This is a genomic window from Maribacter polysaccharolyticus (assembly GCF_028882255.1).
GTDB lineage: Bacteria > Bacteroidota > Bacteroidia > Flavobacteriales > Flavobacteriaceae > Maribacter_A > Maribacter_A polysaccharolyticus.
In genome coordinates this window covers 294352-316623 of record NZ_JARBUY010000005.1, presented here as the reverse complement: position 1 = coordinate 316623, position 22272 = coordinate 294352, and the positions used below count along the sequence as shown (strand labels likewise).

Here is a 22272-nt window from a genome sequence, read left to right as displayed (position 1 = left end):
TCTGCGGTTTTTTTCTGTTAGTTTTTGTTAAAAATGTTTATTTTTAGAATCGGTAATTTCCAACAGCCATTTGTTTTTAATCAAAATTGATATCATGCTTGTGGTTCGATGTTTTGTGTTTCTTGAAAGAAGTATCTACCCTTGATTAAAATGATTTATTGATTATTTAACCAATTATACAAAGTACAATATGACTAATAAGAAAAAAGAGAAGACTTTATCCCGACGTGATTTTGTCGGTAAAACCTTGGCGGCCTCCGCTGCCTTTACGATAGTACCGTCTTATGCGGTAAGCGGACTTGGTCATGTAGCCCCTAGCGATAAATTGAATATTGCCGGTATCGGAGTCGGGGGTATGGGCCTGGCAAATTTAAAGAATTTGGAGAGTCAGAATATTGTTGGACTTTGTGATGTGGATTGGAAATATGCCAAAGGAGCTTTTGATAGGTATCCCAAGGCCAAAAAATATTGGGATTGGCGGAAAATGTTCGATGAAATGGGCGATCAGATAGATGGTGTGGTCATTGCCACGGCAGATCATACCCATGCGATCATCGCAGCCAATGCCATGACCATGGGGAAACATGTTTTCTTACAGAAACCATTGACCCATTCGGTCTATGAATCCAGGTTATTGACCAAATTGGCCGACACATATAAAGTGGCTACACAGATGGGAAATCAAGGTGCTTCGGGTGCCGGAGTTGCTGAAACCTGTGAAATCCTATGGAGTGGCGCTATAGGGGATGTGACCAAGGTGGAGTCGTTTACAGACCGACCTATTTGGCCGCAAGGATTGAATACCCCGGAAAGAGGGGACTGGGTACCCGATACCCTCGATTGGGACTTATTCACGGGACCTGCGAAAATGCGTCCTTTCAATGAAGTGTACCACCCATGGAACTGGAGAGGATGGTGGGATTATGGAACAGGAGCACTAGGGGACATGGCTTGCCATATACTACATCCTGTGTTTGAAGGTTTAAAATTAGGTTATCCCTCTAAGGTACAGGCTAGTTCTTCATTGTTGTTGAATGATTCAGCCCCTGTGTCCCAAGCCGTTAAACTTACGTTCCCTTCAAGGGGTAGACAAGGAAAGATGAAACTAAATGAGGTTGAGGTAAGTTGGTACGACGGTGGAATCAAGCCTATGTTGCCCGACAATTGGCCTTCAGGTAAAGAACCGAATAAAAGCGGTGGTGGAACTTTCTTCTACGGAACAAAAGATATTCTTCACGTAGGTTGCTATGGTGTAGAACCGGAATTGTTATCGGGCAGGAAAATATCCGCCCCTAAAACAGAACGTAGGGTAGAAGATGAATTAGGTCTTTCATGGAGTAAAGGAGCGCATGAAATGGATTGGGTACGGGCTTGTAAAGAAAGTGCCGAGAATAGAAAGCCATGTACATCCGATTTTGCGGAAGCCGGTCCTTTTAATGAAATGGTAGTAATGGGCGTCTTGGCGGTTCGTCTACAGGCCCTGAACAAAACCCTTGAATGGGATGGTGAAAACATGAAATTCACCAATATTGGCCCGAACGAGGAAATCAGGACCGTTATTAAAGACGGGTTCAAGATCCACGATGGCCACCCAACATTTGATAAGGATTGGACAGACCCCATGAACGCTATGGCCTATGCCGAAGAATTGGTCAAACATACCTATAGGGATGGTTGGTCATTACCGGATATGCCCAAATAACTCGAAACAAATATCAATATTAATCCATAGGCAGAACCATCCTTTTATAGGTTGGTTCTGTTTTCAAAACCAATAAACAAATAATAATGAGAAAAATAAGTTTAGTTTTTATTTTCGGATTGATGGTCCTCCCTGTACTTCATGGTTGTAAGGAGAAAAAATCCGAACAAAAAGAAGAATCCACAGTTGAAGCCGAAGCAGGAATGGAAATGCAGGAAGAGGCCCCAATGAATGGACTTTCCGAAGCGGAAAAGGCCGAAGGTTGGGTAATGCTTTTCGATGGCAGTACTTCCGAAGGTTGGAGGGGCTATAAAAAAGACCATTTTCCGGAAGGTTGGGAAATCGTTGATGGTTCCTTGCACATGATCGGCTCCGGTAGGGGAGAAGCCGGATCCAAGGATGGTGGGGATATCATTTACGATAAAAAATTCCAGAACTTTACCCTGCGTTTGGAATGGAAGATATCTGAAGGGGGCAATTCAGGAATCTTTTACCTCGGTGAGGAAAAACTGGATTATATCTGGAAAACAGCTCCGGAAATGCAGGTATTGGACAATGAAAGACATCCGGATGCCAAATTGGGTAAGGATGGTAATCGTATGGCCGGGTCTTTATATGATTTAATCCCTGCCAAACCCCAGAATGCCAAGCCGGCAGGGGAATGGAATACCGTAGAACTTACCGTATTCAAAGGCACGGTGATCCATAATCAAAACGGTGAAAACGTCGTGGAGTATCATTTATGGACACCGGAATGGAACGAATTGGTCGCTGGTAGTAAATTCCCGGCGTTGAATCCTGATTGGGCCGAGGTTCCTGCAGAAGGATATATCGGGCTACAAGATCATGGGGATGACGTATGGTTCCGGAACATAAAAATCAAGGAACTGTAAGGGAGTCCTATTAACAAGGAAAAGCCCCAATGATGTATAAGATACCATTGGGGCTTTTTTATGTCATGTACCCAATTCCTATGGGCAGGATCTTTATTTTAAATGGATGGGTAGTTTGCCAAGGGCCGTAAGGTTGCCAAGAAAATGGTTCGCCGCTACTTTTTGGAATGCATCGAAATTTTGGTAGGCCATTACGACCGATTTGGCCTTGTGATAATCAAAAAGTGCCAATGCATACGGATTCCCAAAATGGTATAGGACGGTATTTTTGGTGTTGATCAATGCATTGAAAAAATCGATTTCTTCGTCTGAAAAACCGAAATTATGGGTTGGTTTGGCTTGTGGGGGTACTATGGCCAAGAGAATGTTTTCTTCTTTTTCGACCAATTCCCTTAACCTCGTAAATGAGGTGTCATAAAAGGAATAAGCCCGAAAACTATGGTTTTCCGCAATCATCCGGAAAAAGGGGTTCCCGGTCATCATGGCATTTGTGATGCCGATAAACCCATTCTTCCGAAATGTGGTATGGTCCTCTTCATTGCCTTGTATCAAAGTGATGCTGGCTTTGGCTATTTCCTCGTTCAATGGGTCGGGGTCACTAAGTCCTATAGGCTTGTCCACTTCATTTATAAAAGCTTTCCCCTTCAGGGTCCATACCCGTTTAAAGGCCTCTTCGATTTGATCCTTGTCGGCTTTTTTCGAAATCATTTCAATCCCGGCACCAACCTCCTCCGCAAAACAAAGAATATCATTCCCGGCATCAAAGGCCAGCCATTCCAATTCACCCTTTATGGGATAATTTTTGGATACGGCATGCATATTAAGGGCATCGGAGATGACCACCCCTTCAAAACCAAGCTCCGCTCGCAAGAACCCTTTGATCATATCTTTGGAAATACTCGAGGAAATCTGTTTGTCATTGGATAGTGCCGGTACACAAAGATGACCTACCATAACGGAATCTACCCCTTCTTTTATAAGTTCCTTGAAAGGATAAAGTTCATTGTCCAATAATTCTTCCTTGGATTTTTCGATGATCGGCAATCCCAAATGGGAATCGATGGCCGTGTCCCCGTGTCCGGGAAAATGTTTGATGCTCGAAAGTATATTTTCACTGTGCAATCCTTTAAGGTAGGCCAATGATTTTTCGGTTACATTGATCTTATCTTCTCCAAAAGAGCGATATCCGATTACAGGATTTTTGGGATTATTGTTTATGTCCAAAACCGGGGCCAAGTTATAATGGATTCCTGCTTGCTTGCAATCATGGGCTATTTGCTTCCCTACTTGGAAAACCAAATCGGTATTGTCCTGTATGGCCCCCAAGGTTAGGGCGTATGGATATTGCGGTGTATTTTCTATTCGCATGGCAAGTCCCCATTCGGCATCAATTGCGATAAGAAGCCTATGTTTTGATTTTTTTTGATAGCGTTCGATCAGGTATCGAAGGGTTTCAAAACTTTGTTCATTGTAAACGATCTTTTTTTTACCTTCAAAATTCGTGGCAGCACTTTGCCTACTATGGAAAAAACAGAGTCCTCCTATATGGTTTTCACTGATAAGGGCCTCCATGGCCTTGATTTCTTCCTCAGCATCGTTAATGAATGCGGCGGGCATGAATAATTGACCTATTTTCTCAATAAGGGGCAATGTTGCTGACGCTTGTAAGTAGGGCAGTATTTTAGACATCGGTATGCTTTGTTTTTTTGCCGTAATCGGCAGGATAGGTTATGAATTTCAATAAAAGAAGGGCAGGAAGGGAGGCGATCACCACCCAGACAAAAAACCCACCGTACCCCAACCACTGTTGTAGGTAACCACTGATCATTCCCGGTAACATCATCCCAAGGGCCATGAAACCTGTGGCAATGGCATAATGCGATGTTTTCGATTTGCCTTCGGCGATATAGATCAAGTACATTAGAAAAGCGGCAAATCCAAAACCGTAACCAAATTTCTCAAAGATCACTGTGGCCGTTACGGCCACGATACTTGTGGTTTTTGTAAAAGCCAGTAAGGCATATAGAATATTGGGTATATTGAGGGAAAGTATCATGGGAAGCATCCATTTTTTTAGTCCGTCACGGGAAATCAATATGCCTCCTAAAATACCGCCTAGCGATAAGAAGATTACGCCCACCGTACCGAAGATCGTTCCCAATTGTTCCGTTGAATAGCCCAGCCCCCCTTTATCAGGGGTATCCAAAAGAAAGGGGGCGACCATTTTTACCAATTGGGATTCCCCTAATCGATACGTCAATATAAAGGTCAAGGCAATACCGATATTGGGTTTGTTGAAGAAGGAGGTGAACACTTCCCAAAAACTTTTGGGTTTTTCCTTGATGATCGCCGACGAGGATTCGTATTTCGGGGTAACGAAATAGTTCGATACGGTCAACGCCAACATCAGAAAGGCCGTAGTGGTCATTGTTAAACTCCAAGCCTTGGTGTTATCGCCGTATTTTTGTTCTAAAAAACCGGCCATAATGACGATCAGTCCTTCCCCTGTCACCATGGCCAAACGATAAAAAGTACTTCGAATACCTACAAAAAACGATTGTTTTTTTTCGGTAAGCCCTAACATATAATACCCATCAGAAGCTATATCATTGGTAGCCGATGCGAATGCCGTCATCCAGAAACATGCCAAGGTGGTCATAAAGAACATTTTGGTGGGTAGGGTCAAACCTACCCCTAAAAGTGCCACGGAAATAAGGAGCTGCATGGCCAAAAACCAATTCCGTTTCGTGCTTTTTAGGTCTACAAACGGACTCCATAGGGGTTTAAGGACCCATGGTAAGTATAGCAAACTGGTGTAAAGGCCAATGTCTTCATTGCTGACCCCCAATTTTTTGTACATGATCACCGATACGGTCACGACCAGTACATAAGGGAGTCCTTGGGTAAAATAAAGTATGGGTACCCATGCCCATGCCCATTTGTCTTTTTGTATCATGTGTCGGAGGTGTGTTTTTTCAAATTCAATATGATCGGTTTATGCTTTTGCCCGTATTTGTCAATAAAGGTAATTGCGATTCTTTTAAGGCCTTTGAGGGCCGTTTTTGGAAGGCTGATATGTTGGCCGTTTATCACAGGGGCCTTCACAAGCATTTTTTTTATGGGGTAGGACTTTTGGGTGTTCTTTCCGGTTCTATATACCATCGCATACCGATATTCCTCTGCGTTCCGGAAATTCAACACTTGGTTTTCCTTCGTTTCGGTCCAGGATTCCAATTGTACATATTCTGCATTACCTTTTGGTGCTAAGGGAGCACTGGGGGGCAATGCAGGAAATTTATATATTTTCTTTTTTAGGATTTGTACCACATCGGGATTGTTGTCCATTAAACTTTTGGCACTAAAGAATGCGTTGCCTCCTACGGCCGGGGTCTTTCGTGCCAATTTCAATTGATTCGGAAGCTCCCTTTTACTGTCCCAGGCCGTATCACCGTTGTTACGAACCTTATAGGCCCCGTTGCCGATATAAAGATGGGTCCCTTTACTGTTTTTTGCCCACCAATCCACTATTTTAAGGTGTGAGGCTGCAGGTAGGTGCATACTCCAATATACCTGGGGGATAATATAATCGATCCATCCATTTTCCATCCAGGTCATGGGGTCGGCATATAGGTCTTCATAGGTCGTTTGTCCTGCCGAAGTATCCGAACCCTTGGGATCTGTGGTATTGTTTTTCCAAACCCCGAACGGACTGATACCGAATTGTACCCATGGTTTGTGCTGTTTTATCGTCTTATGGACGTTCATGACCAAGGAATCGATATTGCTACGTCGCCAGTCTTCCAAGGATTGGTGCGGTAAAACCTCCGAAATAAAAGTAAGGGAATCATCGAACTTTTCACCCTTGATCTTATACGGATAAAAATAATCGTCAAAATGGATGGCGTCAATGTCATAATTGGATACCAATTCGGTAATGATATCGACCAATCGTTTCCGGACTTCCGGAAGTCCTGGGTCGTAATAGTATTTTTTACCGTATTTGATCATCCATTCCGGATGAAGGTTGAAATCATGGATGGGACTCAGGATATCGGTGTTTAAATCAAAGGTAGCCCGGTAAGGATTCAACCATGCATGGAATTCAATGCCCCTTTTGTGGGATTCGCCGATCATCCATTGTAGGTAGTCAAAATCGTGCGCTGGGGGAACACCTTCTTTTGAGGTCAAAAATCTAGACCAGGGTGCATATTCGGAAGCATAAAATGCATCTCCGGCGGCACGTAGTTGCACAATAATGGCATTGAAATGAAGGCCATCGTAAAATTCCAGGATTTTCAGGAAATCACTTTTTTGTTTTTCGATGGAATCCGACCCGTTTTTTGGCCAGTCGATATTGACCACTGTAGCGACCCATACCCCTCTGAATTCGGTTTTTGGTTGGGGGGTATGTTGGATGACCGAACAAGAGGTTAATAAAAGGACAAAAAGTATTACACTGTTTTTTAGGGTCATTTGATGAAAAAGAAGGCCTATTTTTTAATAAAAATAGGCCATTTATAAGTGCTAAAGGGTGTATTTAATCGAATTTATACCGAACAAAAGCTTCAATCGCCGCATAGTCGGCCAAGCCGAGGGCATTATAAAGACCTGCGGTATTCTTATTTCGCTCTTCCGCACGCATCCAAAATTCCCTGGAATCGTTGCCTTGGAACATCACCCCGTCTTTTTGGGACTGATGGCAGAAAATCGCATGTCGTTTTTTCAATACCTGATCTGGACTCATGGGTACGGCCATTTCAATCTCATTGATATCCCATTCGTGCCATGCCCCTCTGTACAACCATACCCAGCAATCTTTCATGAAAGGCTCCGGTTTTAAGCGATTAATGGACTCGAATAGGGCATCGAGACAAACTTTATGTGTGCCGTGCGGGTCGGCCAAATCACCGGCTGCGTAAATTTGATGGGGTTTGATTTCATTGATCAGATCGACCATGATATCAATATCGGCATTCGAAAGGTTGTTTTTCTTGATGGTACCTGTTTCATAAAAAGGAAGGTTCAAGAAATGGACATTGGAATCCTTAAGGCCTAAATAGCGTGTGGCGGCATAGGATTCAGACCTACGTATGGCCCCTTTCAACGATCTGACCTCCAAGGGGTCAAAGCTATTCTCCTCCTTATTTTGGATGGCCTCAATAAGATGTTTGGATTCGACCGAAGGAGTTATGGTTTGGGCGATTTCGGCAAATTTCAAAGCCTCTATATCGGAAACGGCGATATTTCCTGAAGTTTGGTAGGCTACGTGCACATCGTGTCCCTGTTCGATCAAACGATCGAAGGTTCCTCCCATTGAAATTACGTCGTCATCGGGGTGTGGACTGAATATTATAATGCGTTTTCTGGCAGGTTCTGCCCGTTCGGGCCTACTGCTGTCATCCGCATTGGGTTTGCCACCGGGCCATCCCGTGATCGAATGCTGAAGTTTATTGAACATCTTGATGTTCAGGTCATAAGAATCTTCCAATGATAAAAGGTCAGACATGCCATTATCATTATAATCCTTATCGGTTAAGCTTAATATCGATTTATTGGTCTTACTACATAACCACACGATGGCTTTGGCCGTCAATTCATCGGTCCATTCACAGGAACCTACCAACCATGGGGTTTTGTTACGGGTCAATTCGCTACCTGCCCCTACATCCAGCACGAAGGTCACATTATCGTGTTCTTGGAGGTATGTTGCCGGTACATGGGATGAAATTTCCCCTTCTATGGTTTCCTTTATGATGGATGCTTTATTGTTTCCCCAGCCCAATAATACGATGCGCTTTGCACTTCGTACCGTAGCAATCCCCATGGTAATCGCTTTTCTGGGTACATTGTCAATGCCCAAAAACGATGGGGCCGCATCGACTCGGGTAATGTGGTCCAAGGTTATGATACGGGTTCCCGAATTATAATGGGACCCGGGCTCATTGAATCCGATATGTCCCGTCCTACCTATACCCAGTAATTGGAAGTCGAGTCCACCGTTATCCTTTATTTTCTGTTCGTATGCCAAACAATAGTCCACGACTTCATCTTGGGAAATTTTTCCGTCGGGGATATTGATATTCTCGGCAGGGATATCGATATGGTTGAACAAATGCTCATGCATAAAGTAATAATAACTCTGCATATTGGCCTTGTCCATAGGAAGGTACTCGTCAAGATTGAAGGTGATGACGTTCGAGAAACTGAGTCCTTCCTCCTTGTGCATTCGAACCAGTTCCTCATAAACCTTGATGGGGGAGGAACCTGTCGCCAAACCAAGGACACAATGTTGTCCCGTGGCATGTTTTTTACGTATTAAATCCGCGATTTCCTGTGCGACCTGAATGGAAGCTTCGTTTGAATCCTCGAAAATAACATTGTGTATTTTTTCGAAACGGGATTCTTCAAATTGTCCGACCGGTCTGTAACTGATGTCTTTTGCTGTTTTTTCCAAAAGTGTACTCATAAGGCTATTCTTGATATTGAATGAAAGGCAAATGTAGACATTTTAAAATCAATATGCAGTTTTGTGCCGTTTTATTTGCTGTAAATTGCTATAAAATTAAAAATAGATGTAATTTGATTAATGGAATAGGAATAAAACGGCATTGAATTCTTTTATTATCTTTGCATGACCAAGACCATCGAATATGTTAAAAGAAGAGCGTCTCCAGGCGATATTGTCACAGGTTGAGTTGCATAACAGGGTGCTGCTTACCGACATTGCCGAGAAATTGGATGTTTCCATCGATACGGCACGTAGGGATGTCAAGGAATTGGATAAGGAGAATAAATTGCGCAAAGTGCATGGGGGGGCAATCTCATTGGGGTTCACCACCGATAGTACCAGGAATGCCAATATTTATGCCCTATCGGAAAAAATGGTCATTGCGGAAAAGGCAGTTAAACTATTAAAGAACGAAGGCGTTATTTTTATTGACGGTGGTACCACTTGTATGGAGCTGGCCCGCAGTATTCCACCGGAATTGAAACTCACCTGTTTTACGATGAGTTTACCTGTGGCCATGGAATTGAATACGAAACCCAATGTGGAGGTTATCTTCATTGGAGGTAAAATTTCCAAAGAGGGACAAGTGGCCATTGGGGCCAATGCGACAAATGCCTTATCCCAAATAAGGGTCGATTATGGATTTATAGGTACGGGGTATGTCGATGCCATAGAGGGTTTGACCGATTTTGATTGGGATATCGTGCAAGTGAAAAAAGCTATTATGCAGGCCTCAAAAAAAACAATACTTTTGTGCATTTCCCAAAAATTGAATTCAAGACACCGCTATAAGACCTGCGATATGAATGCCATAAGTACCATGATTACCGAACTGACTCCGGATGATGACCAACTAAAACTTTTTAGGAACAACAACGTACATCTTATATAATTTTATGAAGTATAAAAAAATTACCGAAACTCCTTCCAATTATGATCATTTGGAAGATATGGCAACTGCTACCATCCTCCAAAGTATGAACAATGAGGATCAGAAGGTGGCGCTTGCCGTGGCCCAGGTCATTCCGCAAATCACCGAATTGGTCGATGCTTTGGCAGAACGATTTGATAAAGGTGGTCGATTGTTTTATATAGGTGCCGGGACCAGTGGTCGATTGGGGATTTTGGATGCTTCTGAAATTCCCCCAACATTCGGTATGCCTTATGATCGTGTCATCGGATTGATAGCCGGCGGGGATACGGCGATCAGAAAGGCCGTTGAGAATGCGGAAGATGATGAGGGCCAGGCATGGTTGGATCTTAAAAAGTACGATGTTGGTGAAAATGATGTTATTGTGGGTATCGCCGCTTCGGGAACTACGCCTTATGTGATCGGCGGGCTAAAAGCAGCCAAGGAGCACGGTTTGCTGACCGCCGGTGTCACCAATAATCCGGGTTCCCCGTTGGCCGTTGTTGCGGATATCCCTATCGAGGTAAATGTTGGTCCTGAGTTTGTGACCGGAAGTACGCGCATGAAAAGTGGTACCTCCCAAAAATTGGTCTTGAATATGATCACCACGGCCTTGATGATAAAAATCGGGCGTGTTAAGGGGAATAAAATGGTGAATATGCAACTGACCAATACCAAATTGGTAGACCGTGGCACCAGATATTTGGTTGAAGGTTTGGGCATAGCCTATGATCAGGCCGAAAAATTACTTAAAAAACATGGTTCTGTAAAGAAGGCATTGGATGCGGAAAAACTCTAGGGCTAATCTTTGGTAACGGCTTCCACTTCCTCAACAGTAACCATTTCATTTGATGAATTGCCCCATGAATTTAAAATATAATTCATGACATCCGCAATTTCCCCATCTTCCAGACCCATGGAGGCCATGGTGTTGTTGTAAGTCTCACCGTTTACGACCAGTTCCCCCTCCTGTCCGAATTTCACTCCTTTAATGCTTGCCGTTCTTTGCTGCATTAAATAATCGGAATTTGCCAAAGGGGGGAAGACAAAAGGGATGCCTTCGCCGGTAGGCATATGACAGGCCACACAGAAATCGTTATATATTTCACTTCCTCTTTCCATACTGGCTTTTAAGGCAGTCTCTTGGGCGTAAAGGTTTCCCAGTCCAAAAAGAAGAAGTAAGGTTATGGTTCGTACATGCTTCATCTTCGCGGTTATTGTTTTGGGTTTAATCTATAAATTCCTTTCCCTTCAACGGCTACATAAATAAGACCGTCCGGACCTTGGCGAACATCGCGTACCCTTCCCTTGTTTTCCAGTAATTTTTCACGGTGGATTACTTTCGTGCCCTCCAGGGTGAGTCGCTCTAAATATTGAAAGACCAAAGATCCCACCAATAAGCTGCCTTTCCAATTTTTGTACTTGTCAGAGGTTACGAATGCCATTCCGCTAGGGGCTATTGAAGGAACCCAGTAATGGTTGGGTTGTTCCATACCTTCCATTTCGGTTTTATCGGTAATGGGCGTTCCACTGTAATTGATACCGTAGGTAATTACCGGCCAACCGTAATTCGCGCCCTTTTTGATGATATTGATTTCATCGCCACCTCTTGGCCCGTGTTCGTGTTCCCATATCGCCCCGGTTACAGGGTGTTTTATAAGCCCTTGGGGATTTCGATGGCCATAACTATAGATGGCAGTCTTGGCATTTTCAGCGTCGACAAAAGGATTGTCCCCAGGAATACTTCCATTGTCGTTCAGTCTGTATATTTTTCCACCATCCTTGGTAATATCCTGCGGATTTACGTCCCTTGCACCACGTTCGCCGATCGAGAAATAAAGATAGCCTTCATCATCAAAGGCAATGCGTGATCCAAAGTGTTGCCCTTTTGTGGTATTCGGCCCTGCTTTATACAGTAATTCATTGTCATATAGGGCGTTGTTCTTTAGTTTTGCCCGCATCAAGGCAGTATGGCCTCCTTTTTCACTCCCTTCTTTGGAAGCGTAGGTCATATACAGCCAACCATTGTTTTCATAATCGGGATGTAGAAAAATATCCATTAAACCACCTTGACCCCTGACATAAACCTCGGGGACATTGTCGACAAGTGTTTTTTTTCCATCTTTAAAATGAATGAGGGTTCCTGATTTTTCGGTAATCAACATACTGCCATCGGGAAGAAACGCCATGCCCCATGGAATCTGTAGCCCATCGATGAAAAGCTCCTCGGAAAAAGGAATGTCCTTTGCTGTATTTGCCTTATTTTCAGTATCCTGTGCACAGGAAAAATTCAGCGTTATAACGAATAAATAAAGGTATGTAATACTATTCTTCATATTTCTACGTTAAAATTAAATATTATAGGAAAGGCTTAGCAGCCTAAAGATAATTAGAAAAATATAAGTTTATATAAATACGCTAAAGAATATACTTTGACCCCAATAAAAGTATATTCTTACCATAACAGACTTAACCTATGGTTTCAAAAAGCCCACGGCATATTTTATATGCTTTATTGCTGTTGCTATTCTCTGTAGTTTGCACCACGGCTATTGCGAACTATGACCGTAACGTCTTGGCCGGGATTTCTGAGGTCCTTGAAAAAGCTGTCGCTGTCGATAACCCCGAGTCTGAAGCTGGATTTACGGAAAAAAAAGATACCCATATTGTTTTTGCGAACGGCAAAACCGAAAAGATGGCAGCGCCTACGCCCATGTTCACCACGATCATTCAGGGGGCAGATGAAGAGGAGGGTTGCGCGAACGATGGGAGTACCATTGCGCGATTCAATCTTTGCGGGGATTCCGATGATAGGGTCATTTCCTTGTCTGGAGCGCCCTATAGCTCGGTTTCCTGGGAGATTTTAGGGGGGTCTTGTTCTACCGATATCAATGAGGATTGCCCCGAAACGGATAATTCATGTTATACTGAGGTCAGCACTTCACAGAATTACACGATCGATGCCAGTTCAATACCTTCGACAACAGGTGCGGAATTCAGGGTTCGTGTCAATGGCACCGGACCTTATTATTATTTTAAGGTAAAGAAAAGTACGATTACACAGACCTATGTAAAGGAAGATTACATCTGTGATGTGCCCGGAAGGATACAAATAACCAATTTATCGAGTTCCTATGAATTCAGCATTGATAGCGGTAGTGGTTATGGTCCTTGGCAAGGTCCGATTTTTACCGATTTGGCCCCTGGGACCTATAATGTCAAGGCAAGGTTACAGGACACGGCCGGTACGTGTGAATACCCATATGAACCCATAACCATCGAGGAGCAGAGTCTTGATATCGGGGTAACTTTTGTTGATGCCCAATGCTATGGGGAAACAGGTTCTATCGAAGTAACGGCGAACAATGTTCCCGGACCTTATAAGTATACCCTATTGGATGAAAGTGGTGTTGCCCAAGAGTTTACGGCCTATATATCGGACAACCCCTATACCTTTTCAGCGGTCGGTTTTGGAACATATACGGTACAGGTGGAAACCTATCAATGTACAGGGGACCTATTGAATGGGATCGATCCACCTCAGGAAAGTTTGGATGACTTTGGAAACCCTATCGTCATTGGGGACGGCTTGACCGCCCTTGATGCCTCTACGGAAGTGAACAGTAGTTTTGGGTGTACCATTGCACCCAATGTCATTTCGGACGTTGATATTACCATAAATGCTTCGGGAGGGGCAGCGCCCTATTCCTATACGGTTAATGGCGGGGCTTCACAACCTTCATTTGGTGATGCCTCCACAGATTCGGGTTCAACAACCTATACGGTTACCTCCGATGGTCCTTATGATATCGTAATCACCGATAGTAATGGTTGTACCATTACCGCTACGGCAAATGTCGAAACTTTATTGCCGCCGTCGGTAACGGCAAGTGGGACCGATGGAACCTGTTCCAATGGTGGGGCTAAAATAAGTTTCAATGTCACCGATGCACGGGGATATAACCTTTCCTATAGGGTCAATAGTTCCGATGCTTGGGTGTCTACCCCTGAAATTACGGTTTCAGCCGCTTCTTCAGGTACCCTTTATGATGAAATAGAAGTGCGTTACCAGCAGGGCGGATTCGAATGTACCTTGCCATTGGCCGATGTTACCGTTTCAAGCGTAGGGGTCATTTCGGGCTCGGCAACGAAAATTTCCGATCGTACCTGTGACGGTAGTGGCGGTACCAATGGGGGTCAAATAGATTTCGTGGGACCTTTTACAGGAGGTTCCGGTAGTGGCTATGTCTTTAGTATTGACGGACTCAATTTTACAAGTACCACATCGTATACCGATTTATCCCCAGGCACCTATACCCCAATGATAGAGGATGGTGGCGGATGCCGATTGGAATTGACCCCGATAACCATTTTGGATGTTGATCCACCAACTGATATCGATTTTGTACAAAGCAATATCAATTGTGCTTTGGGGACTTCCGATGTGCAATTGACGGCTACCTCCAGTGCTGCAATAGCCAATTATTCGGTGATCAGTCCGGGCAGTATCGACAATGGGGGTAGTGATACCTTCGTAGGGCTGAGTACCAGTACCTCTTATATATTTCAGATAACTGACGTTAATGGGTGTACCTATATAGAAGGGTTTACACCTGCGGTAATAAGTTCCATTCGTGCACGGGTGAAATCGGGCGGAGATCTGAATGTTTGTAACGGGGCCACTGATGGAACCGGAACATTCTTGATCGATGGTTTTGCCAACAACTATACCTATGATATCAATGGTGGTCTGTACTCCGGTGGTCCACAAAGCGATTCCGAAGTCGTGCTGCCACTTTCAGGAACCGGCACCTATACCATTACGGTTACCGATGCCGATACAGGTTGTACCGATACGGCTTCATTCGATATACAAGAAGCTTCTCCAATCGACTTAAGTACGAGTGTCGTAACCGATATGACCTGTGCCAATGGTAATTTAGGTCGTGTTGTCGCCAATGCCACTGGGGGTTGGGGAACGTATAGATATACATTGGTTTACCCTGGAGGGGGTACAACGGTAGGTCCTAAGTCGGGAAGTACTTTTGGTAATCTTTCAGTACCTGGCACGTATACGCTATCGGTTGAGGATGCTGAAGGGTGTGCCGATACTTTCAGTTTTGATCTTACCCCCTTGGATGCCCCAACGATAAGTTTGGATACTGCTGCTTCGGATTTTTGTTACGACCCTAGTTTTGGGGCAACTGCAACAGTAACATCAACAGCTGGTACGGCACCTTTAAGTGGTCATCAGTATCGTATTAATGGGGGAGGGCTACAAGCTAGTCCAACATTTACAGGGCTAACCCCGGGGAATTATACGATTGAGGTGGTCGATGGTAATAATTGTAGTGATGATCTTTCCATAACCATTGAGCCACAGTTGCGTGTTTCTACGAGTATTGAAACTGAAATCCCATGTGGAGGAACCCCTGGAACAATAAGGGTAAGTGTAACTGGGGGGTATACCTCAGGGTTGGGAACCAAACAGTATCAAGTAAGTGCTGATAACGGGGCTACTTGGGGGGCATTGACCACATTTACATCCAATAGTTTCTTATACGATACTACTTTAGACGGAGACTATATTTTCCGCATTTTTGATGAAAATACGACTAACAGTGCATGTGTGGCGGAATCCGAACCCATTTACTTGGCACCACCTGCTTCTTTGGACCCGCCAACGGTAGATCCTACCCCGGTTAGTTGTGGTGCGGCGGCCAATGGGCGTATCGTAATTACCCCGGATGCCACGAGTGGGGTGCCCCCTTATGAGATCAATTTTGATAATCGGGGTTGGGGGTCTCAAAGTGCTTTTTCGGATTTGGCCGTAGGTACCTATGATCTCGAAATCCGTGATGCAAGAGGTTGTCTGTATACGGGTACCGTTGATATTCTTACCGATTCCACGCCAACACCCGATGCCAGTGTTTCCGAAATATCGGCATTGTGCGCAACAGGTACGGTCAGTGGGGGGATCATGATCAACAATGTTACCGATGGCACCGCGAATTTCAGTTTTGTCATAGAGGATAGCTTTGGTAATTTCATTACCAGACAGGATGATGTAGATCTAACCGCCTTCCCTTTATCGATAACCGATACGGCTTTGGTGCCTGGGGATTATCGGGTCATTACCTTGGACGACAATGGATGTACCGATGAGGATTATGTGACCATTACTACCAATGAGGTGGTGATCACGCCCATACCTCCGGCCATACCGATTACTTGTGATGATAGTGGTTTTACCTATGCAGTAAGCGTAAGTGGAGGTTCAGGCGCTTATGAAATAAAATTGGAACATCAACCAGCCTATTACGCATTGAATGATACCCCGGCTGTAAACGATCATACGTTCAGTAATGCGACCGATGGTATTCAATACGGGGTGGCCTATACCGTGATGGTTTTGGACACGGGTACGGGATGTATCTACGAACAGGAGATTCCCCCGATTGATGGTCCTTCTACTTTAGCGGTGACTGCTACAACAAATCCGGCAGCTTGTTACCCAAGTACCGATGGGGAAATCTTATATGAAATTACCGGTTTTATCATAGGGGATGACTTGGATATAGAATTGTTCAATGAACAAGATGGTTCGACCATTCCTTTGGAAAGCGCTGTCACTACCACAACTGACCCACATACGGGCAGTTATAATGCACCCTATGGGGATTATCAAATCATCGTAACGAACCTAACGGACACCTGTACCGATGCCGTTGCCGTTACCATAGACCAAAACCTACCGGCCATTGATATTTTAGAAACTGCTCCAGCGAACTGTAATGCCGATGGGTCGATTACCGTTCAGGGTAGGGGCGGAGATGGCGGTCCGTATACCTTTGCTTTTATGCCACAAGGTAATACGCCAGTTGCGGGTAATTATGTTTCTGAAACGACTTTCTTTGGGTCGGCCGGGGACTATGATGTGTATGTGATGGATAGTAGTGGGTGTAGTTCTTTTGCTATTGCCAGTATCATACCTGTTGATGACGCTCCTGTTATCACTACGACCGTGATCAATCAATGTGATTTTACGTCCACCGCTTTCGATATTACGGTAAGTGTGCCGTTTACGGTAGATACCCCCCTATTTAGTTTAGGAGGGGATGAGCAATATGGGGTTCTGAACGGTTTAGGGACTTTATATGAACATACTTATGTGGTGTCTTCTCCAGGCGATTACATTGTGGAAGTTGTCGATGCCAATGGATGTAGTGCTACAGCTACTGCCACGGTCTACGAATTTTTATCGGCTTCCGGTACTTTTACCACCGATACTACCTGTAACGATGCCGATGGGGAGATAACCATACAAACCACGGGCGGTAGTGGTGATTTCACTTTTGAGCTTACAGGATTTGATTATAATTTGAATGCAGTATCCATAACACAGAACAGTGATGTGTTTACGGGATTGTTCCCAGGGACCTATTCCGTACACGTTGTGGACAATATTATGTTCGATGGTACGGATTATTGTGATTTCACCATCCCAAGTATCTATTTGGAGGCTGCCGTAAGCCCTGTAATTGGCACGACGACCGTTCACGATATCACCTGTTTTGGGGATAATGATGGGAGTATCGATATTGCATTGCAGGCTGGTACTGATGTTGATGGACCTATTTCCTATGAATTGGTCGATTTTTCCAGTAGGGCTTCTATCAGTACGAACAATTCGGGTTCTTTCCCGAACTTAAGCCAAGGTAGCTATGAGGTTATCGTGACCTCTGCCAGAAATTGTGAGGTGCTATCAGGTGAATTGGTCATCGATGAACCGGATGCATTTGCCATTACCGCATCTGCACCGCCTTTCGCTTGTGAAAGTGGAGCAAACCGCTATAGTTCCACAACCATTACGGTATCCGTGGATCCATCCAATCCAGGAACGGTAGGGAGTGGCTATCAATACAGTATTACGGGGTATTCCGACTATCAATCCTCCAATACCTTTGAAATCGTTGATAATGGTTCCAATCAGGATATTACTGTTTATGCCATTGATGGCAATGGGTGTCAGACCTATTTCGATTTACCGACTTTGGCTACCCCTGATGATATCATCTCATCCATTATCGAAGTGGATGCATTAAACTGTAACGATGATGAACGGGTACGGATCCAGGTTTCGGGTACTACCGATTTTACGGTATCCGCGGTATCCGTGGCGGCTATAACCCCGGTAACCAATACCCCAGGGAATGATTATGTGGATATGTATTTGCCCATTGCCGGGGATTATATTTTTGAAGTTACCGACAATATCGGAGGGTGTACCTACCCGATGCCCGTACATACCGTAGTTGAACCAATAATCCCGACCGTCGTTATTAGCGAGGCCAAAGCGGTAAGTTGTTTTAACCCCGGAAACGACGGTGAATTGTATATAGAAGTAACGACTTATACAGGGGCCTATACCTACAATGTGTACAGTGCCAGCGACACGGGAAAAACGACGGTCTTGAGTACAGGAACTTTTAATACGGCCAATAATCCAGAAACCATCACCGGTTTAACAGGGGGTAATTTCTTTGTGGAGGTAATTTCGGATGATATACCCTTCTGTACCAGTGATAGTAATACGGCAACCATACGAACACCGAACGGGGAATTGGAGGTTACCGCCATAGAAGTCGGTAATACGGGATGTAATGATGATTCCGGGGAGATTGAAGCAACAGGTCAAGGAGGATGGGACAGCTCGCCCTATGAATATCGACTTCTTCTGAGTACCGATGGGGGATCTACCTATACGACTGAGGTGGTACCCTTCTCGAACAATAGCGAATTTGAAAACTTGCCCAGTGGGGATTATCAAGTTGAAATCCAGGATGTAGAGGGCTGTACGGATACGTTTGAAATTAGTTTGGACGCGGTGCCCCAAATTGATGCCGGAATTCGTGAGCCACTTGCATTACAATGTCCAGGGGGTAACAATGCCGTGTTGGAAGCGTATGACCCGACTTCCGGAGATGCTACAACTGCCCTTGCGGGTGCGACGGGCGGATATCCCGGTGCCGGATATAATTATCGGTTGTTATATTTGAACAGCAATGACAATACCGATATAGCGTCGAGTAGTGGACTTCAAAATACCCCTACGTTTATAGGGGCCACCGGTGGTTTCATTAGTGAAGGGTGGTATGCTATCGAGGTATCCTCAAGTTATGATTGTGTTTTCGTTACGGAACCCTATTATGTAGATCCACCACCAGCGGTACAACCCAAATTGGTACAGACCAAAGTGCCTGGTTGTGGGGGCATGGGAGAAATGCAATTAACGATCGAAAATCCCGATCCGTTGTTTACCTACGAATACCTCGCCCTTGAAAATGGGATTCCCGTGGGTGGCTATACCGATATGACCGGTACTACCGAATTGTTCACGGGAGTTTCCGGAATTACCTATCAATTCAATGTAAGAAAGAAAAATTCTCTTAATGTATGTCCGGCAGTTACATCCAATGGGATTACCATGACCGATGCTACGGGCATTACATTATTCGCCAATCTGCCCGATGATATATCCTGTGCTTCCGAACTAGACGGTAGGATCGAATCGTTCACCAGTGGTGGTGTGGGGGATAACCTCTTTTACTTATATACAGGCGATCCGGTCGATGCGTTCAGTCCGTCCGCTACGGCAACCTTGGTAAGAGGTCCCCAAAATTATGGGACTTTTGAAGGTTTGGATGCCGCATCCGATTATTATGTCGTAGTTACCAGTGGGGATACCTGTAGCGATATTGCCGGTCCTTTCGAAATAGTACGGCCAGATCCAATAATATTTGATGCTACCCCTATTCCCGTCAGTTGTTATGGGGAGGAAGATGGGGCGATTACCATTGAGGTCATTAGTGGAGGGGTTGGACTCGTTCAATTTGCGATAGCACCTTATTTCAATGAATTTTTCAGTGATCCCCTAAATCCCGGCACCTATACCTTTGATGAATTGGCGGTAGGTAGCTATGAAATCTTGATCCAGGATGAGAACGGATGTTTTGAAAAAGATGTTATCACGATAACCGAACCAACGGTAGTTAGTGTCGATGATGTGATTACTACCCCCGAAACCTGTATCGGATTCGCGGATGGTACGGCACAATTGACGGTCTCGGGAGGTACACCTTTTGTTGACCCCCTTACTTCGGTGACTTATTATGAAACCATGTTAGTGGGGCCGGATTCGGATGGCAGTGAAGTGTTCGTTCGCAATGATGATCTCATTTTTGAGAACCTTGAAGGTGGGGAAACCTACATCGTATTTATCCAAGATGCGAATATGTGTGGTACCGATGCCTTGTTACCCATAGAAATCGGGGTCGATTTGACTGCAGAAGCCATCGTTCAATATGGTTGTGAAGGGATTTTCCCTTATAATTCGGTAAGTATTGAAATGCAAGAAACCGGCTTAATGTCCCAATTGTTGTTTTCTTTGGATGTTGATGACATCAACCTTGCGGATACACAAACCACTTGGGGCGATCTTTCTGCCGGGGACCATACCATTTATATCTATCATGAAAACGGGTGTACCAGTTTTGAGGAATTTACCTTGGAAAATTATGAACCGCTTATCATAGAAGGAGTCAAGACAGGACCCAATGAGCTCACGGTAACGGCGAGTGGAGGTTTTGGAGGATATGAATTTTTCTTCCAGGGGGAATCCTATGGAAGTGAAAACGTATTTACGACCAATGAGAGTGTGACGGTTACGGCAACGGTCATCGACCAAAATGGCTGTGAGGCTGAAGTGACGATTCCTTTCGAGTTTACGGGAATGTTGGAAATACCTAATTTCTTTACTCCCGATGGGGATAATAACAACGATGTATGGGCACCCGGGAACCGGGAATTCTTCCCCAATATAGAGGTCAAGATCTATGATCGGTACGGTAGGGTCGTGGCCGAACTTGATGCGGTTAAAAACTGGGACGGATATTATGACGGTAGTCCGGTACCTTCTGGGGACTATTGGTATGTGGTGAATGCGAATGATAAGAACAAGATCAGGTATGTGGGCCATTTTACACTATATCGATAAGTCCACCTTATCCACCCATAAAATTAAGTGTGGTAAAATGATTACGGCATGATCTTGGAGGTCTGTATGACCACGAGATGGTCGTTGTGGAGTTTGGTAAAGAAAAGGTAGCTGTCACCACCATCCTTGATTTTTAATTTTTTTCGGATTTTGGCGACGTTATCCGGAAAGTTCCTTACCGTAACGTTGGCTTTTATACCCATAAGGGGTTTTAGGTCCTTTTTCGAATATCCGATAACCCGTTCTATTTTGAATGTCCGACCGGGAAATTCCACCAGATGCTCCGAAGTGTATAGGTGCGAGTGTTCGCCCAACTTCTTTAGATCAAGTGATGTTGTTATTTGCTTGAATGCACCTGCCTTCAAAATCGCTGCGTTGGGTTCATAAAGGTATGTGAGCGGTAATCCGAAAGGGGCCAATGATTTTTTTTCCTCAGAAAGGATAAAGTCAAAACATTGGGGTTTTGGTCGTTTCAGGTTTATGGTACGGATCTTTATTTCACCCTCATAACCTTTCTCTAAAACCCAAAGCAATTCCTTGACCTCGTTTTTCACGGCCACGACGTGTATTTCTTTCACATGGCTTAATTGATTCAGTCCACTGGTGATGTCCAATAAAGGGGAAGTCTTTACCAATATCCGGTTCGATTTCTTGAACAATAGGGGGAGGTGTTCTACAATATTCGGGGTGCAGTCAGACAATAAAAAAACCTTTCCCTTGCTTTCCGAACGTCTAGAAGGATCAATGAATATCCAATCAAATCCCTTCGTGGAACCGGACAGGAATTCCATGCCGTCCGTCGGTATCGTCTCCACATTTTTCAGTCCCAAAACCTTAAAATTATGGGTAGCTATTTGCGATAGGTTTGCATTGATTTCACAGTGGAAAACGGTGTCGGTCTTCTTACTGAAAAAATAGGTGTCTACCCCAAATCCCCCTGTCATATCAACCAGGGTTTTTCCACCTACGATCTCCGCCTTGTACCCGGCGGTGATTTCCGAGGAACATTGTTCGATATTCAGCTTATTGGGGTAATAAATTCCCGCTGTATGGAACCAGGTAGGAAGTTTTTTTTCGCACTTTTCCTTAGCTTGTACCTGTTCGGCCAACTCTTGGGGGGAAATACCCGGAAATGGACTCTTTTTAAGTAATACTGACATGATGTCAGTATTGATTTTTGAGTTTATAAACTTTTGAACACCA

The 22272-nt window shown here is 44.4% G+C and carries 12 protein-coding genes; 5 read left to right on the top strand and 7 right to left on the bottom strand.

All coding sequences use genetic code 11. The annotated features are described in order from the left end of the window. Positions 1-190 precede the first annotated feature (190 nt). A complete protein-coding gene (locus PHU20_RS16995; RefSeq protein WP_274826603.1) occupies positions 191-1702 on the top strand; it encodes a Gfo/Idh/MocA family protein in 1512 nt (503 codons plus the stop codon). 86 nt (positions 1703-1788) lie between these two features. Further along, on the top strand, positions 1789-2595 hold the full coding sequence (locus tag PHU20_RS16990) for a 3-keto-disaccharide hydrolase (protein ID WP_274826602.1): 807 nt from the start codon (positions 1789-1791) through the stop codon (positions 2593-2595). 93 nt (positions 2596-2688) lie between these two features. On the opposite strand, the gene PHU20_RS16985 is transcribed toward PHU20_RS16990, so the two are convergent. The 4 genes from PHU20_RS16985 to nagB form a co-directional block, all read right to left on the bottom strand. Continuing rightward, positions 2689-4284 carry a glycoside hydrolase family 3 protein gene (locus PHU20_RS16985; RefSeq protein ID WP_274826601.1) on the bottom strand — a complete coding sequence of 532 codons (1596 nt, stop codon included), beginning with the start codon at positions 4282-4284 and terminating at the stop codon, positions 2689-2691. Then, positions 4277-5551: an MFS transporter gene (locus PHU20_RS16980; RefSeq protein ID WP_274826600.1), complete on the bottom strand. Its 1275-nt coding sequence runs from the start codon at positions 5549-5551 to the stop codon at positions 4277-4279. Before PHU20_RS16980 ends, PHU20_RS16985 begins: the two co-directional genes overlap by 8 nt. Next, on the bottom strand, positions 5548-7068 hold the full coding sequence (locus PHU20_RS16975; RefSeq protein WP_274826599.1) for a glycoside hydrolase family 10-like protein: 1521 nt from the start codon (positions 7066-7068) through the stop codon (positions 5548-5550). Before PHU20_RS16975 ends, PHU20_RS16980 begins: the two co-directional genes overlap by 4 nt. 64 nt (positions 7069-7132) lie before the next feature. Then, positions 7133-9061, bottom strand: coding sequence for a glucosamine-6-phosphate deaminase (gene nagB / locus PHU20_RS16970; protein WP_274826598.1), 1929 nt, complete (start codon positions 9059-9061; stop codon positions 7133-7135). A gap of 184 nt (positions 9062-9245) precedes the next feature. On the opposite strand from nagB, the gene PHU20_RS16965 reads away from it, so the two are divergent. Next, on the top strand, positions 9246-9995 hold the full coding sequence (locus PHU20_RS16965; protein ID WP_274826597.1) for a DeoR/GlpR family DNA-binding transcription regulator: 750 nt from the start codon (positions 9246-9248) through the stop codon (positions 9993-9995). 4 nt (positions 9996-9999) lie between these two features. Beyond that, positions 10000-10812, top strand: coding sequence for an N-acetylmuramic acid 6-phosphate etherase (murQ, locus tag PHU20_RS16960; RefSeq protein ID WP_274826596.1), 813 nt, complete (start codon positions 10000-10002; stop codon positions 10810-10812). Positions 10813-10814: 2 nt separating this feature from the next. Here the strand turns inward: murQ and PHU20_RS16955 are convergent, their stop codons facing one another. Next, positions 10815-11219, bottom strand: coding sequence for a c-type cytochrome (locus PHU20_RS16955; protein WP_274826595.1), 405 nt, complete (start codon positions 11217-11219; stop codon positions 10815-10817). 8 nt (positions 11220-11227) lie between these two features. Then, the gene (locus PHU20_RS16950) at positions 11228-12349 is read right to left on the bottom strand and encodes a PQQ-dependent sugar dehydrogenase (RefSeq protein WP_274826594.1); all 1122 of its coding nucleotides are present in this window, start codon (positions 12347-12349) and stop codon (positions 11228-11230) included. Between the two features lie 140 nt (positions 12350-12489). On the opposite strand from PHU20_RS16950, the gene PHU20_RS16945 reads away from it, so the two are divergent. Then, complete coding sequence (locus tag PHU20_RS16945) at positions 12490-21069, top strand: T9SS type B sorting domain-containing protein (protein ID WP_274826593.1); 8580 nt, start codon at positions 12490-12492, stop codon at positions 21067-21069. A 41-nt stretch (positions 21070-21110) separates the two neighbouring features. Here PHU20_RS16945 and PHU20_RS16940 read toward each other — a convergent pair whose 3' ends face one another. After that, positions 21111-22229: a class I SAM-dependent methyltransferase gene (locus tag PHU20_RS16940; protein ID WP_338040897.1), complete on the bottom strand. Its 1119-nt coding sequence runs from the start codon at positions 22227-22229 to the stop codon at positions 21111-21113. Positions 22230-22272: the final 43 nt, after the last annotated feature.